This is a genomic window from Rhizobium sp. PEPV16, assembly GCF_008919455.1.
Lineage (GTDB): Bacteria > Pseudomonadota > Alphaproteobacteria > Rhizobiales > Rhizobiaceae > Rhizobium > Rhizobium leguminosarum_Q.
Map to the genome: position 1 here is coordinate 1 of NZ_VSZV01000315.1, position 15,096 is coordinate 15,096.

General features: G+C 62.7%; 16 protein-coding genes and 1 pseudogene. 11 read left to right on the top strand and 6 right to left on the bottom strand.

Annotation, left to right across the window (positions count from 1 at the left end; translation table 11 throughout):
• From FY112_RS19100 to FY112_RS19135, 8 genes and pseudogenes are all read left to right on the top strand, one after another.
• Positions 1 to 186 (top strand): annotated as a pseudogene (locus FY112_RS19100) (sugar ABC transporter ATP-binding protein); the annotation flags it as partial.
• The gene (locus FY112_RS19105; RefSeq protein ID WP_017957483.1) at positions 183 to 1,187 is read left to right on the top strand and encodes an ABC transporter permease; all 1,005 of its coding nucleotides are present in this window, start codon (positions 183 to 185) and stop codon (positions 1,185 to 1,187) included. The pseudogene FY112_RS19100 and the gene FY112_RS19105, both read left to right, overlap by 4 nt.
• A gap of 4 nt (positions 1,188 to 1,191) precedes the next feature.
• A complete protein-coding gene (locus tag FY112_RS19110) occupies positions 1,192 to 2,271 on the top strand; it encodes a phosphotriesterase (RefSeq protein ID WP_131719467.1) in 1,080 nt (359 codons plus the stop codon).
• A 118-nt stretch (positions 2,272 to 2,389) separates the two neighbouring features.
• Positions 2,390 to 3,163 (top strand): glutamine amidotransferase, encoded by a 774-nt coding sequence (locus FY112_RS19115; protein ID WP_151519051.1) that lies wholly within the window; start codon positions 2,390 to 2,392, stop codon positions 3,161 to 3,163.
• A gap of 33 nt (positions 3,164 to 3,196) precedes the next feature.
• Positions 3,197 to 4,039, top strand: a complete 843-nt coding sequence (locus FY112_RS19120; RefSeq protein ID WP_094088999.1) for a BtpA/SgcQ family protein — start codon at positions 3,197 to 3,199, stop codon at positions 4,037 to 4,039.
• Positions 4,040 to 4,041: 2 nt separating this feature from the next.
• Positions 4,042 to 4,689, top strand: coding sequence for a TenA family protein (locus FY112_RS19125; protein ID WP_094089000.1), 648 nt, complete (start codon positions 4,042 to 4,044; stop codon positions 4,687 to 4,689).
• 23 nt (positions 4,690 to 4,712) lie between these two features.
• Entirely contained in the window at positions 4,713 to 5,606 is an 894-nt protein-coding gene (locus FY112_RS19130; RefSeq protein WP_151519052.1) for a ribokinase, read from the top strand.
• A gap of 104 nt (positions 5,607 to 5,710) precedes the next feature.
• Entirely contained in the window at positions 5,711 to 6,544 is an 834-nt protein-coding gene (locus FY112_RS19135) for an inositol monophosphatase family protein (RefSeq protein ID WP_017957489.1), read from the top strand.
• A 28-nt stretch (positions 6,545 to 6,572) separates the two neighbouring features.
• Here the strand turns inward: FY112_RS19135 and FY112_RS19140 are convergent, their stop codons facing one another.
• Genes FY112_RS19140 through FY112_RS19155 form a run of 4 tightly spaced genes read right to left on the bottom strand, consistent with a single transcriptional unit; the run spans position 6,573 to position 10,540 of the window.
• Positions 6,573 to 7,649: an ABC transporter ATP-binding protein gene (locus FY112_RS19140; protein WP_017957490.1), complete on the bottom strand. Its 1,077-nt coding sequence runs from the start codon at positions 7,647 to 7,649 to the stop codon at positions 6,573 to 6,575.
• A 31-nt stretch (positions 7,650 to 7,680) separates the two neighbouring features.
• Positions 7,681 to 8,508: an ABC transporter permease subunit gene (locus FY112_RS19145; protein ID WP_017957491.1), complete on the bottom strand. Its 828-nt coding sequence runs from the start codon at positions 8,506 to 8,508 to the stop codon at positions 7,681 to 7,683.
• Complete coding sequence (locus FY112_RS19150; protein WP_017957492.1) at positions 8,505 to 9,395, bottom strand: ABC transporter permease subunit; 891 nt, start codon at positions 9,393 to 9,395, stop codon at positions 8,505 to 8,507. The genes FY112_RS19145 and FY112_RS19150 overlap by 4 nt, the downstream gene beginning before the upstream one ends.
• Entirely contained in the window at positions 9,395 to 10,540 is a 1,146-nt protein-coding gene (locus tag FY112_RS19155; protein WP_017957493.1) for an extracellular solute-binding protein, read from the bottom strand. Before FY112_RS19155 ends, FY112_RS19150 begins: the two co-directional genes overlap by 1 nt.
• Positions 10,541 to 10,727: 187 nt before the next feature.
• On the opposite strand from FY112_RS19155, the gene msrA reads away from it, so the two are divergent.
• The gene (msrA, locus tag FY112_RS19160; RefSeq protein WP_012760071.1) at positions 10,728 to 11,237 is read left to right on the top strand and encodes a peptide-methionine (S)-S-oxide reductase MsrA; all 510 of its coding nucleotides are present in this window, start codon (positions 10,728 to 10,730) and stop codon (positions 11,235 to 11,237) included.
• Between the two features lie 6 nt (positions 11,238 to 11,243).
• Here the strand turns inward: msrA and FY112_RS19165 are convergent, their stop codons facing one another.
• A complete protein-coding gene (locus FY112_RS19165; RefSeq protein ID WP_017957494.1) occupies positions 11,244 to 12,116 on the bottom strand; it encodes a LysR family transcriptional regulator in 873 nt (290 codons plus the stop codon).
• A 96-nt stretch (positions 12,117 to 12,212) separates the two neighbouring features.
• Between FY112_RS19165 and FY112_RS19170 the strand changes: the two genes are divergently transcribed.
• Positions 12,213 to 12,998, top strand: a complete 786-nt coding sequence (locus FY112_RS19170) for an SDR family oxidoreductase (RefSeq protein WP_151519053.1) — start codon at positions 12,213 to 12,215, stop codon at positions 12,996 to 12,998.
• Positions 12,999 to 13,025: 27 nt separating this feature from the next.
• Positions 13,026 to 13,724, top strand: a complete 699-nt coding sequence (locus tag FY112_RS19175) for a ribonuclease activity regulator RraA (protein ID WP_017957496.1) — start codon at positions 13,026 to 13,028, stop codon at positions 13,722 to 13,724.
• 61 nt (positions 13,725 to 13,785) lie between these two features.
• On the opposite strand, the gene FY112_RS19180 is transcribed toward FY112_RS19175, so the two are convergent.
• A complete protein-coding gene (locus FY112_RS19180; RefSeq protein WP_017957497.1) occupies positions 13,786 to 15,075 on the bottom strand; it encodes an amidohydrolase family protein in 1,290 nt (429 codons plus the stop codon).
• Between the last annotated feature and the right edge of the window lie 21 nt (positions 15,076 to 15,096).

The following is a 15,096-nucleotide window of genomic DNA, read 5'->3' on the forward strand; positions in this document are numbered from 1 at the left end:
ATCAACCGCGTCAAGGCGAACGGCGTTTCGGTGATCCTCATCACCCACCGGCTGCAGGACCTTTTCCGGGTCTGCGACCGCATCGCGGTAATGTACGAGGGCACGAAGGTCGCCGAACGGCAGATCGGCAGCACCAATCTCGAAGATCTCGTCAGGCTGATCGTCGGTGAAGGAGCCAGACAATGACGGCTTATACGGAACGCGGCCACGGCTCGCGCGTCGCCGATTTCTTCGGTGAACACGCACAGGTCCTGTCGATCGCCATTTTCTTCCTGGCCTGCATGATCTTCTTCTCGATCGGCAGCGAAACCTTCTTCACGCTCGGCAACATCCTGAACATCATCAGGCAGGCGGCCCCCATCCTGATCGTCGCCATCGCCATGACCTTCGTCATCATCACCGGCGGCATCGATCTTTCGGTCGGCTCGCAGGTCGCGCTCGTCAATGCGGTCGCGGCGATCGTCATGGCGATGGGTGTTCCCTGGCCGTCTGTAGTCATCGGTATGCTCGTGCTCGGCGGCTTCATGGGGCTGGTTCAGGGCTGGTTTACCGCCTATCAGGGCATCCCGGCCTTCATCGTGACACTTGCCGGCCTCTCGATCCTGCGCGGCCTGGCGCTCTATCTGACGCAGGGCTATTCCATTCCGATCAAGGATGCGCCGGGCTTCTTCGCACTCGGCCGGGGCGAAATCTTCAGCTTCCCGATTCCGGCGGTCATTGCCGTCGTCATCGCTATTCTCGGCTACGTCGTCATCACCGCGACCAAATATGGCCGCCAGGTCGTGGCGGTCGGCTCCAATGCAGAGGCGGCGCGGCGCGTCGGCATGCCCGCCAAATGGATCATCGCCTCGGTCTATATCATCTCCGGCGTCGCCTGCGCCGTCGCCGGCCTGCTGATCGCCGCCCGACTCGGCTCCGGCTCGTCTAATGCCGCCGTCGGTTTCGAGCTGCAGGTGATCGCCGCCGTCGTGCTCGGCGGAACGTCGCTGATGGGCGGACGCGGCACCATCCTCGGCACCGTATTGGGAACGCTGACCATCGCCGTCATCGGCAACGGCCTGATCCTGATGCATATATCGCCGTTCTTCACCCAGATCGTCACCGGCGCCATCATCCTCGTCGCCATCTGGCTGAACACGCGCATCTTCACGGCCAATTTCCATTTCCGGCTGGGCAGGAAAGGATGAGGCGATGAGCGAACAGACAGCAGAAAGCCTGTCCGAAGCGCATGTCCGCTCCGGCAAGGTGATGACCGTTACCGGTCCCGTTTCGGCGGATGCACTCGGCGTGACGCTGATGCACGAGCATATCCTCAACGACTGCCGCTGCTGGTGGCATGCGCCGAAGACGCCGGAACGGCAATATCTCGCCGAAAGCTTCGTCTGCATGGAGATCCTCGGCGAACTCAGGCAGGATCCCTTCGTCAACAAGCACAATATCACGCTCGACGACGAACATCTGGCGGTGGCCGAGCTCAAGGATTTCGCCACGGCGGGCGGGCGCACCGTGGTGGAACCGACCTGCAAGGGCATCGGCCGCGATCCGCTGGCGCTCCGGCGTATCTCCGAAGCCTCAGGCCTCAACATCGTGATGGGCGCGGGTTATTATCTCGGCTCCTCGCATCCGGAAGGCGTCGCCACGATGAGCGTCGATGACATCGCGGGCGAAATCGTCCGCGAGGCGAGGGAAGGAGTCGACGGCACCGGCGTCAGGATCGGCCTGATCGGCGAAATCGGCGTCTCCTCGGATTTCACCGCCGAGGAGGAGAAATCGCTGCGCGGTGCCGCACGCGCGCAGATGCTGACCGGTCTTCCGCTGATGGTGCATCTGCCGGGCTGGTTCCGTCTCGGCCACCGCGTGCTCGACGTGGTGGCGGAGGAGGGGGCGGATCTCCGCCACACCGTGCTTTGCCACATGAACCCGTCGCATGACGACATCAGCTATCAGAGCGAGCTGGCCGAGCGCGGCGCCTTCATTGAATACGACATGATCGGCATGGATTTCTTCTATGCCGACCAGCAGGTGCAGTGCCCGAGCGACGAGGAGGCGGCGCGCGCGATCGTGCGTCTCGTCGAGGCCGGTTATCTCGACCGGATTCTTCTGTCGCACGACGTCTTTCTGAAGATGATGCTGACGCATTACGGCGGCAACGGCTACGCCTACATCCTTCGCCACTTCCTTCCCCGTCTTCAGCGGCACGGCCTCGACAGGACGGTTCTCGACGAAATGATGCGCAGCAATCCGCGCCGCGTCTTTCATGCCGGAGGCTAAAGCGCGTCGCGCTTTAGGTCTTTGTTTTTACGCATGTCGTTATCGCAAAACCGCTGCACACTTTTGCGCGACATGCTTTAGCTCCATCCATTCAATCGATCACAGGTAAACGCAGACCATGACCAAGAAAATCCTCCTTGCCGGCGAGAGCTGGGTCAGCTCCGCTACCCATTACAAAGGCTTCGACCAGTTCGGCAGCGTCACCTTCCATCTCGGCGCCGAACCGCTGGTCAAGGCGCTCGCCGGCAGCGCCTTCGAGCTCACCTATATGCCGGCGCATGAGGCAGTGGAGAAATTTCCCTTCGATATGGCCGGGCTCGACGCCTATGACACCATCATTCTCTCCGATATCGGCGCCAACTCGCTGCTGCTGCCACCGGATGTGTGGCTGCATTCGCGCACCGTGCCGAACCGCCTGAAGCTTCTGAAGGCGTGGGTGGAGAAGGGCGGCGGCCTGCTGATGGTCGGCGGCTACTTCTCCTTCCAGGGCATCGACGGCAAGGCTCGCTGGCGGCGCACCCCCGTCGAAGACACGCTGCCCGTCACCTGCCTGCCTTATGACGACCGCGTCGAAATTCCCGAGGGCACCGTTGCTGAGGTCGTGAAGCCGGAGCATCCGACGATGCAGGGTCTCGAAGGCGCCTGGCCGGTGCTTCTCGGCGTCAACGAGGTCGAAGTGCGAGACCGTGCCGATGTCGAGATCGTCGCGCGCCTGCCGGAGGATCAGGGCGGCCATCCGCTGCTCGTCGTCGGCACGCACGGCACTGGGCGGACGGCAGCCTGGACGTCGGATATCGGCCCGCACTGGCTCTCGCCCGCTTTCTGCGAATGGGAAGGCTACGGCCGGCTCTGGAAGAACATCCTCGGCTGGCTCACCGAAAAGCAGGCGTGATTTCAGCGCGGCAGGAATTGGAAAGGGAATGACATGCAGGAAATTTCGGACAGGCCGTCCAACGCCATCAGGGATATCTTCGGCAGGGACAAGGTTCTGATCGGCATGATCCATTGCCCGGCCTTTCCGGGCGCGCCGCGCTACCGGGGGGCTGCGATGGATGCGATCTACGACGCGTGCATGCGCGACGCCGAAGCCTGCGTGGAAGGCGGCCTGCATGGGCTGATCATCGAAAATCACGGCGACGTGCCGTTCTCGAAGCCCGAGGATATCGGCCCCGAGACGACCGGTTTCATGTCCGTCGTCACCGATCGAATCGCGCGGGCGGCCGGCATTCCGCTTGGCGTCAACGTGCTTGCCAACGCGCCGATCCCGGCCTTCGCCATCGCCATGGCCGGCGGCGCCAAATTCATCCGCGTCAATCAATGGGCCAATGCCTATGTCGCCAATGAAGGCTTCATGGAGGGCAGGGCCGCCGAAGCCATGCGTTACCGCTCGCTGCTGAGAGCCGAGCACATCAAGGTTTTTGCCGACAGCCACGTCAAGCATGGCAGCCACGCCATCGTCGCCGACCGCTCGATCCAGGAGCTGACGCGCGACCTCGCCTTCTTCGATGCCGACGGCGTCATCGCCACCGGCGAGCGAACCGGCAATTCGGCAACGATGGAGGCGATCGAGGAGATCGGCGCGGCGACGCACCTGCCGCTGCTCGTCGGCTCCGGCGTCAACAAGGACAATATCGTCGATATTCTGAGCCGCACCAACGGCGTCATCGTCGCCTCTTCGCTGAAGCATGGCGGCGTCTGGTGGAACCCGGTCGACATAGAGCGGGTGCGCGCCTTCCGGGCTGCCGCCGAGCCAGGGCTGGAGGGTTGAGCATGGCGGCAGAAAGCCTTTCAGACCGCATCCTGCGCGAGAACAACGCCGTCTTCCGGACGATGCTGAGCCACCGCTTCGTCGAGGACGTCAAGAACGACAGGCTGAGCAAGGAGGCTTTCGAGCGTTATCTCGTCTATGAAGGCGCCTTCGTCGACAGCGCCATCTCGATCTTCGCCTTTGCCGCGGCGACCGCCGGGACGATGGCGCAGAAGCGCTGGCTGATCGCGGTTCTCGATGCGCTTGCCAACGAGCAGATCACCTATTTCGAGCGTACCTTCGCCAGTCGCGGCATCGATCCCTCGTCCTTCGATACCGGCATCGCCGAGGTCGAGGCCTTTCGCGCCGGCATGTTGGAGATCGCCCGCCAGGGCGGCTTCCTCGATACGGTCGCGGCGATGTTTGCGGCCGAGTGGATGTATTGGACCTGGTGTAGGCAAGCAGCCAGCCGCCCGATCAGCGATCCCCTCTTGAAGGAATGGGTCGACATGCATGTCGATCCGAATTTCGCCGCCCAGGCGCAATGGCTGAAGAATGAACTCGACGTGGCAGGAGAAACGCTGGAAGAGGATGAAAAAGCGCGGCTCAGCGCGATCTTCGGCCGGGCGATGCAGCTCGAGATCGATTTTCACGATGCGCCTTACCTTTAGCCTTACCTTGCGAAAGTGGATGCATGCGCGCCTACATAGTCGGTAACGTCGCCATCGACGAAACCATCGCCGTCTCCGAACTTCCCGTTATCGGCGTCTCCATCCTCGGCAATGCCGGGGGCAGCGATCTCGGCGGCAAGGGCACGAACCAGGCGGTCGTCATGGCCCGCTGCGGCGTTCCGACAACGCTGGTGGCGCCCGTCGGCAGGGATGCGAGGGCCGATACGATACGCCATTACCTCGCGGATGAGCCGCTTCGGAGCGAACTGATCGAAATGGAAGATGCATCGAGCGACGTCTCGATCATCTTCCGGCTGCCGGGCGGCGAGAATGCCATCGTCACGACGACGGAATCGGCGCAAAGCCTGTCCCTCTCCGATGTCAGGCGTATCCTCTCGACGGCCGGCTCCGGCGATCTGATGATGCTGCAGGGCAACCTCTCCGACCGGACGACGCGCGACATTCTCGAGCATGCGAGAGCGATCGGCATGGTCACCGCTTTCAATCCCTCGCCGGTGCGCTCCTATTTCTCCGATCTCTGGGATCTGATCGACATCGCCTTCCTCAACAAGGGCGAGGCGCAGGCCCTGACGGGAACGACGGGCAGGGATGCTGCCGAATATCTGCTGAGCCGAGGCCTGCGTGAAATCGTCCTGACGCTGGGCGGTGACGGCGCGACGCTCGTGAACCGGCACGATAGCATCGAAGTGCCCGCCCACGTCTGCGAGGTTGTGGATACAACGGGCGCAGGCGATACCTTCATGGCCGCAGCACTTGCATCCTGCGCGCTGCGCGGGCAGCGCCTGGACAGGCTAGCCATCGAACACGCAGTTGCAGCCGCAGCCATCACCGTCTCAAGACATGGAACAAGAAAGGCATTTCCGACCATTTCCGAGCTTGAAGCGATCTTGAGATAATCCGCTCGGCATGGGCGCGCTTCATAAAACCATCATTGGCCTCTGCGAAGGGATGGGCTCCTCGCGATTCACTCCGTCATATCAGCAGCATCCGGACTTTTCTCATGACATCTTCCCCGATTTCCGCGCGTCTTTCCCCGACCGCCTCGTCCCGCCTCGTCGTGCTTGCCGAAACGGTATTGAAGGCGGGCGAAACCGCCCGCGGCTCCCTGCGGCGAAGAACGTCGGCAGAAATGCTCGCCAAGGCGCCGCGCGATTATCAGACCGAAATCGATGTCGCCGTCGAGCGGATCATCGTCGACGAGATGGCGAAGGCCTTCCCGGACTATGCCATCCAGGGCGAGGAAGCCGTCGGCAACCGCACGGCGGGTCCGGAAACGCCTGTTATCTACATCGACCCGATCGACGGCACGACCAATTACGCCTGGGGCATTCCGCATTTTGGCATGACGATCTCGATCGTCGAGAGCGGCAGGCTCGTCATGGGCGTCGTCTATGACGCCATGCAGGACGAGCTGTTCAGCGCCGAGATCGGCGGCGGCGCCTATCTGAACGGCGAGCGTATCCGCTGCGCCGATGTCGGCGACATCGAGAATGTGCTTGTCGGCGCCGGCCTGCCGATCCCCGGCCAGGTCACGGCGGTTGCGGAAGAGACCTATTTCGAGGCCGTCAAACGCCTGATGGCGAATACCGCGGGTGTGCGCCGCCTCGGCTCGGCGGCGCTGTCGATCGCCTATGTCGCTTGCGGCCGGCTGGACGGATTCTTCGAAGACGGGCTCGCGATCCATGATTTCGGCGCCTCGGCGCTGCTGGTCGAAGAGGCGGGCGGCATCGTCACCCGTTTTTCCGGCGCTGCGGTTGTCGGAAAGAGCGATATCCTGGCCGCCAGCAAGGCGCTGCATCCCTGGTTGCTCGAAGGCTTCCAGAGTAAGGCGTGAACTGGCGCGCCCGATAGAAGCCGGCTGCCTAGACTGGCAACAACTCGACCTCGGTATCGCCCTTTGCCGGCGTCGACTGATGGACGAGCTCGTTGTCGCGGAAGACGAAAAAGCCGGCGAAACTCGGCTCGACTCTCATCCCGGCCCGGATCCGATCGTCCGGCGCCACCATCGCCTTCAGGCGGCTGCCGTCGGCAAGATCGACATCGACCATCTTATGGGTGCCGAAATCGACGATGCGATGGACTGTCGCAGCATCGACCCGGCCCGAGGAACGGATCGTCAACGCTTCCGGGCGGGCGGCCAGCGTCACTGGCCCATCCTCGACAGGAACCGCAAGCGGGAAGAGCGGATGTTCGCAGACGCCGTTTCTGGTCTGACTCTGGACAAAATTCATCGAGCCGATGAAACCGGCGACGAAGGCCGTCTGCGGCTGCCGGTAGATGGTGCTCGGCGGCGCGATCTGTTCGGTGCACCCGTCGCGCATGACGACGATGCGGTCGGCGAGCGCTAAGGCCTCGTCCTGGCCATGGGTGACGAAGAGCGTGGTGATGCCGAGGCGCTGCTGAATATCGCGCACTTCCTCCCGCAGCCTTTCTCGTAAGTGCTGGTCGAGGCTGGCGAAGGGCTCGTCGAGCAGAAGGATCTTCGGCTCAAGCACCAGCGAGCGGGCAAGCGCGACGCGCTGCTGCTGACCGCCTGACAGTTGCGTCGTCATCCGGCGGCCGTAGTCGGCAAGGCCGACCAACGCAAGCGCATCCTCGACACGCTCACGGATTTCGGATTTCGGCAGCCGGCGGAGCTTCAGGCCGAAGGCGATGTTGTTGAAGACATCCATGTGCGTCCAGAGCGCATGGCTCTGGAATACCATACCGGTCGGGCGTCGCTCGGGCGGCAGCGTCGTCACATCCTTCGCGTCGATGCGGATCGTTCCGCCGCTCGGGCGCTCGAAGCCGCCGATCATCCTGAGAAGCGTCGACTTGCCGGAACCGGATGGGCCAAGCAGGCAGACGAGTTCGCCGTCGCCCACTTCGAGCGAGAAGTCGCGAACGGCAAAGGTGGTCCCGAACAGCTTCGAAACGCCCTCGATCGAAAGATGTGCCATTCTCAAACCCTTCCTTGAACTGGTACGCGCCTCATGCGCCGAAGCCTCGTGCGAATGCGCCGGTGCCGATCACGCGGCGGGCAAACATCAGCGCGATGAAGGACGGCACCCACAGCATGACTGACAGTACGGCGCCGTATTGCACGACGATCTGGTTGTTGATGAAGCTGATCATCAGCACCGGCATGGTGCGGATCTGAGGCGCGCCGATCAGCCAGGCACCTTCGGTCTCGTAGAAGGTGCCGACGAAGGTCAAAAGCAGTGCGGCTGCGATTGTGGGTCCGGCCTGCGGCAGGGTGATCGACCAGAAGACGCGCAGCGGGGTTGCGCCGGCATCGCGCGCCGCCTCTTCCATGCGCCGGTCGACATTCTGGAAGGCTGCGACCGGAATCCAGATCATCAGCATCAGCGTGCCGACAAGCTGGATCAGCACAACGCCCCAGAACGTGCTGATCAGGCCGAGCTGCAGGAAGATACCGGCAATGGCAACGAGCAGGCCGAATTTCGGAAAGGCATGCGATGCGAGAAACGACAGGAACAGGATGTTCCTGCCGGGAAAGCGCATGCGCGCAAAGGCGTAAGCAGCGGGAAGGCAGATCACGGCGGAAAGAATGGTCACCGTCGTCGTCAGCCGCAGGCTGAGGAAGAGAGCGTCCCAGACATCCGGACGCGCCAGCGTCTGGCCCCAGAAACGCAGGCCGAATTGCTGCGGGATTACCGATGGATAACGCCAGACCTCGGTGAAGGCCCATGTTCCGACGACGATCAGCGGCAGCGCGATGAACAGCGTCAGCAGGCACGCGAAGAGCATGCCGATCCAGTCGAAGCGAAGATCCGTTCCCGATCTGCCGGCACTCATGGCTGGGCCTCGCGGTTGCGGGCGATCGACCTGATATAGAAGATACCGAAGACCAGGCAGAAGCCGAAGGTGATGACGGCCTGGGTCATGGCGTTCAGCGGGTCGTTCATGTCGGCGAAGGTGCGCTGCATGAACGGCCCCATCATCTCCGGCGATGCGGAGCCGAGCACATAGGGCAGGGTGAAGGCGGAGAAGATGCCGAGCACGGCGAAGGACGCCGTCACCAGCAGGGAATTGCCCATGCGCGGCAGAATGATAGCGATGAACACCCGGAGCGGGCCTGCGCCGACATCGCGGGCGGCCTCGATGGCGCTGTTCGAAACGGAGGAAAGCCCCGCCGTCAGCATCAGCACCGTCAAGGGAAGATTATCCCAGACGAGGCCGATGACCGGTCCCCACGGCGTCAGATAGGGCGTGCGCAGCTTGGGCAGGCTGACGGCATTCAGCAACAGGTCGACGGTGCCGTTCGGCCCGATCGTCCTGATCAGCGCATAGGCGAGAATGATCGACGGCACGAACATCGGGAAGATCGCAAGAGCCTGCACATAGGCGGCAAGGCGTCCTTGCGAGAACCGGAGATAAAGCGCGATCGGAAGGCCGATCGCCAGAAGCAGAATACCGCAGACGGTGGTGGTCCAGAGCGTCAGCCACAGATTGCCCAGGCTGTAGCCGTCGGTGAAGAAGAAGCGATAGGAGGCAAGCGAGAATTCCGTCGCGCCGTCAGGGCCTCGAACGAAGATCGTGCCGACGACCGCCGAAAAGATCGGAAAGACGATCAGCCATGCGAGCAGGAGGACCGGCAGGGCAACGAGGAGGAGCCCGATAGAGCTCCCCCTGTTGATGGACCGGTGACGGCGCAGAACCGCCGGCGCAGTATCAGTGGACATCAGGTGCGGCTGATGCCCGGAGCAACGTTGCGATACCAGCCGTCAGCGATCGCCTTTTCCCAATCGCCACCCGGGAAGGTCGGGATGGTCGCCGGAATGACGTCGGCATATTTCTTGCGGAGATCGTCGGAGATGTGGTCCCAGGAGACGGCAGGGAAACCGCCGATCCCGGTGATGATCGCTTCCTGCATTTCCTTCGTCAGCATGAATGCGGCAAGCTTCAGGGCCGCATCCTTGTTGGCGCCGTTCGAGAAGACGGTGATGCTGGAGAAGCCGCCGCAAAGGGCAAGATCGCTAAGCTGCACCAAGCCGGTCGTATCAGGCAGTACGCCCTGGGAGATTGCCTGCAGCACCTGGTCCGACCAGACCGGCACCATGGTGACGACGCCCTGGGCGAGCAGCTGGATCGACTGGGTGTTGCCGGCCGTATAGGCGCCCTTGTCATAGAGCGCCGGGGCGAGGTCGTTGAGGATCTTCCAGGCCGGCGTCAGCGTCTCAGTGGCGAAATCGGCGGTGAAATTGTCGATCTTGAACTTCTTCGGATCGCGGCCGTTCGCTTCATGGATCGCGCGGCGGACGAAATTTCCGCCCGAACCGCCCTTGTCGGGACGGTTGTAGATGAACTGGCCCGGATTGGCCTTGATCCAGGTGGTGAGCTGATCCCAGCTCTTCGGCGCATCCTTCGGATCGAGCTTGGTCGTGTCGTAGGCGAGAAGCACCTGCGAACCGCGATAGGGAAGGGAGTAGGGGGTATCGAAGGCAAGCGGGTTTATATGGTCGTAGCCTTCGATGTTCTCGGCGGAGAATTTGACCCAGAGCCCGGCATCGATGCCGCCGGACGGCAGGCGCGGATCGAACTGCTCGAAAAGGTCGGCCTGCGGATCGGTCTTCGTCTTCAGCGCGGCGAGCGCACGGTCGGCGATGGCGCGCAGGCCATTATTGTCGCCGGCATCGGTCACCTTCAGGGCGACACCCGGATGCGCCTTTTCGAAAGCCGGGCGGATGACGTTGTTCCAGAGGTCGACGATGTTGGCATCCGAACCGCTGTAGAGGTCGATCGTGCCGGCCGCAGCCGATGCGAAACGCGGAAGAGCCAGCAGACCGGCTGCAGCCGACGATGTGATCAGAAATTCGCGTCTATTCATAACCCGTCTCCATCAGGTGTCGAGGCTCAGCCTCCGCAGGATTGTCCAAGGCCTTGCTAGCGCCGGCGCGTAACATCGACATGACAGGATCGGGCGTCTCGACGGGGAAATTGCACAGCTGTGCTAATTGCGCCGTGTGGAAATCGGCGGCAGGAGACACTATCTCTTGCGGAAAAGGAGATATCCAATGACCGAAGAACGTGCAGTCCTCGCCGGTGGTTGCTTCTGGGGCATGCAGGACCTCATCCGCCGATACAAGGGCGTGATTTCGACCCGCGTCGGCTATACCGGCGGCGATGTGCCGAATGCCACCTACCGCAACCACGGAACCCATGCCGAGGCGATCGAAATCATCTTCGACCCCGCAAGGATCAGCTATCGGGAAATCCTCGAATTCTTCTTCCAGATCCACGACCCGAGTACGCGCAACCGCCAGGGCAACGACGTTGGCTTGAGCTACCGCTCGGCGATCTTCTACGTGACCCCTGAGCAGGAGCGCGTTGCCAGGGATACGATCGCCGATGTCGATGCATCAGGCCTGTGGCCCGGCAAAGTTGTCACCGAAGTCGTGCCGGTCAGTGATTTCTGGGAGGCCGAGCCCGAACACCAGGATTATCTGGAGCGGATTCCGAACGGCTATACCTGCCATTTCGTCCGGCCCGGCTGGAAACTGCCGGTCCGTCAGAAGATCGCCTGAAATTGATCAGAGCCCCATCGCCGCGCGGCTGGTTTCCAGAAGCGCGGCGACGAGATTTGCCCGTGGCGAGGATCGCGTCACCACGATGCCGACCGTGCGCATATTGGACGAGCGGGGCAGGGGCAGCTTGACGATATCTAATCCCCCCGGCCAGGGCGGCGCCCAATCAGGCACGATCGAGATCCCGAGACCGCGATCTACCATCACCGCGATCGCCTCCAGCGCGTCGAGCTCATAACGCTCGACCGGGCGGATGCCGATCTCGCGCAGATATTCGTCGGCGATGTGACCACCCCATTGGTTGCGGTCGTAGCGGATGAAGGGCAGGGTCTGCAGCAGTTCGAGCGGATCCGCGCCTTCGCAGTCCCGCGGCGCGATCAGCACCAGGGGTTCCTGGCGCAGCTTGTTGAAGGTCAGCGTCTTCTGCATCGGAAATCGCGGTTCGATGATGAAGGCTGCGTCCAGCGTGCCGTTCAGAACCTCGGCATAGAGATCCATCGACGCGCCCGGCTTGAGGAAGATTTCGATCAGTGGATAGTCCTGCGCAAGGCGGTGGAGAATGCCGGGAACGAGACCGGTCAGCGCCGTATTGATCGCCCCGATCCGCATCTCGCCCGAAATCGTAGCGGTACCGGCCATCGCCTTCAGGTCGCGTGTATCGCGCACCAGATCCCGGCAACGTTCGAGAATGGCAAAACCGGCTTCCGTCGGCCGCATCACGCGGCCGGAGCGCACCAGCAGCCGCACCCCGAGCTCGGCCTCCAATGCGCGGATACGCTGGGCAACGGCGGCAGGCGTGAGGTTCAGCCGCTGGGCCGCCTCCGCCAGCGAGTGCCGCTCGGCAACGACAATGAAGGTTTCGAGAAAACGCGTGTCCATCGATAGTTTTTCTATCTCTTGAACCAAGCAGAAGCCATATTTTATTTACGATCCATTGCTCCGAAAGATGGCCCGACCCTATGAGGAGATGGATGAATGGATTTCGGCCTGAAGGACAAGACGGCTCTGGTGCTTGGCGCCGGCGGCGGACTGGCCAGCGCGATAGCCGCCAAGCTTGCGCGCGAAGGCGCTAGAATTGCCGCGGCGGATATCGATCTCACCGCTGCTGAGAAGATCGCGGCTGCGATCGAATCCGAAGGCGGCAAGGCGCTGGCACTGCAATGGGATCTTTCCGATCTCGGTTCGATCGATGCGCATGTCGCTGCAATCGAACGGCAGTTCGGACCGGTCGACATCCTCGTCAACAATACCGGCGGCCCACCGCCGACCACCGTCTCCGGCCAGGATCCGACGGTGTGGAACCAGTATTTCCAAAGCATGGTGCTCTCAGTCATCGCCATTACCGATCGTGTGCTGCCCCAGATGCGGGCGCGCAAATGGGGGCGCATCGTCACCTCGACCTCGTCGGGCGTGGTCGCGCCGATCCCCAATCTCGGCATCTCCAACGCGTTGCGCCTGTCATTGGTCGGCTGGTCGAAAACTCTGGCGCGCGAGGTCGGGCGCGACGGCATCACCGTCAACATCGTCCTGCCGGGCCGGATCGCCACCGGCCGCATCACCTTCCTCGACGAGCAGAAGGCCAAACGCGAAAACCGCTCCATCGATGACGTCGTCACTGAGAGCACCGGCAGCATTCCGCTCGGCCGCTATGGCCGGCCGGAAGAATATGGCAATGTCGTCACCTTCCTGGCGAGCGAGCCTGCCTCCTATCTGACCGGATCGGTGATCCGCGTCGATGGCGGCATGATCCAGAGCATCTGACAGAAACCGAATTGGAACCGAACACCGATGGCCCTCAGCGCTGAAGCGATAGCAATTCTCAAGACCGTCTCGACGGCGACCCTGACGACCGTTCTTCTGAAGAAGGGCCTGCGGAACGTCTGGATCCGCGGCGCCGTTCCCCTGAAGCCCGGCCAGCCGCGCATCGTCGGCCCGGCCTTCACCCTGCGCTTCGTTCCGGCTCGCGAAGATCTGGCGACGCCGGCATCCTGGGCCTCGCCGATCTCAACGCGCGCCGCGATCGAAGCGATGCCGGAAGGCTGTGTCGCCGTCGTCGACGCGATGGGCGTTACCGATGCCGGCATCTTCGGCGATATCCTCTGCGCCCGCATGCAGAAGAGAGGCGTTGCCGCCCTCGTCACCGACGGCGTCGTACGCGACCTTGCCGGCGTGCTTGACACCAATCTGCCGGTCTGGTGCCGTGGCGTCGCAGCACCGCCGTCGGTCGCCGGCCTCACCTTCGTCGCCTGGCAGCAGCCGATCGGCTGCGGCGGCGTGGCTGTTTTCCCTGACGACATTATCGTCGTCGACCAGGACGGCGCGGTGCTGATCCCGGCCGATCTGCTCGAGGTGGTGCTGGCCGAAGCGCCGGAACAGGAGCGCATGGAAGCCTGGATCATGACCAGGATCGATGAGGGCGTACCGCTGCCCGGCCTCTACCCGATGAACGCGGAAACAAAGGCGCTCTACGAGGCTTCGAAGAAATAGGCTCCAGGCCAAGCGGATTGAGGAGGTCGCGGCTTCGCGGCCCTTTTGCTTTCACCGCACCTCAATACCGAGGTGTATAATCCAACCCGCCGTCGATCCGTGCCGGGCGTCCGTCGAGGAAAAGCTCGCCGATGCGCGGCGCCGATCTGGCGATGACTTTGCCGCGGCGGATCACCGCCAGCCGGTTGGGTTTCAGCCGCAGCGCTTCCAGCGTGTCGCTGGCCTGGAGGATGACGAGGTCGGCATTGCATCCCTTTTCCAGGCCGTAGCCCTCAAGCCCCATCGTCTTTGCCGAATTGACCGTCAGCGCGTCGAAGATCTTCTTCTTGTCGTCGATGCCGGCCATCTGCGCGACATGGATCGCCATATGGCCGACCTCCAGCATGTCGCCCGACCCCATCGAATACCAGGGGTCCATGACGCAATCGTGCCCGAAGGAGACATTGAGCCCGGCATCCATCAGCTCGCGCACGCGGGTCATGCCACGGCGCTTCGGATAGGTGTCGTGCCGGCCCTGCAGCATGATGTTGATCAGCGGATTGGGGATGACGTTGATCTCGGCCTCCGCCATCAGCGGGATGAGCTTGGAGACGTAATAATTGTCCATCGAATGCATCGAGGTCAGATGCGAGCCGGCGACGCGTCCCTGCAAGCTGAAGCGGATGGTTTCCGCGGCCAGCGTCTCGATATGGCGCGAGAGCGGATCGTCGGTTTCGTCGCAATGGATGTCGACGGGCAGGCCGCGATCGGCGGCGATGCGGCAGAGCGCCTCGACGGACGCCGTACCTTCCCCCATCGTCCGTTCGAAGTGGGGAATGCCGCCGACGATGTCGACCCCCATGTCGAGGGCGCGGTTGAGCGCGTCGATCGCGCCCGGCGAGCGGTAATAGCCATCCTGGGGGAAGGCGACCAGCTGCAGATCGATATACGGCGCGACCTTCTCCCGAACCTCGATCATCGCCTCGACGGTCACCAGTCTGGGATCGCTGGTATCGACATGGCTGCGGATGAAGAGCAGCCCCTGCGTGACCGCGAGATCGCAATAGCGTAGCGCACGATCGACCAATTCCTCCTTCGTTACGATCGGGCGCAACTCTCCCCAGAGCGCGATACCTTCGAGCAGGGTGCCAGAGACGTTCATGCGCGGCAGCCCGAGCGACAGGGTGGCGTCCATATGGAAATGCGGATCGACAAAGGGCGGACTGGCCAGCCGGTCGGTTGCGTCAATTTCTTCCCCCGCCTGCGCCGGGAGATTGCGCTCGACAGCGATGATCTTGCCGCCCTGGACGCCGATATCGATGCCGGTTCGGCCATCGGGGAGATTTGCATTTCTGACGATCAGATCGAACATCGGAACCTCATTGGATGTGGG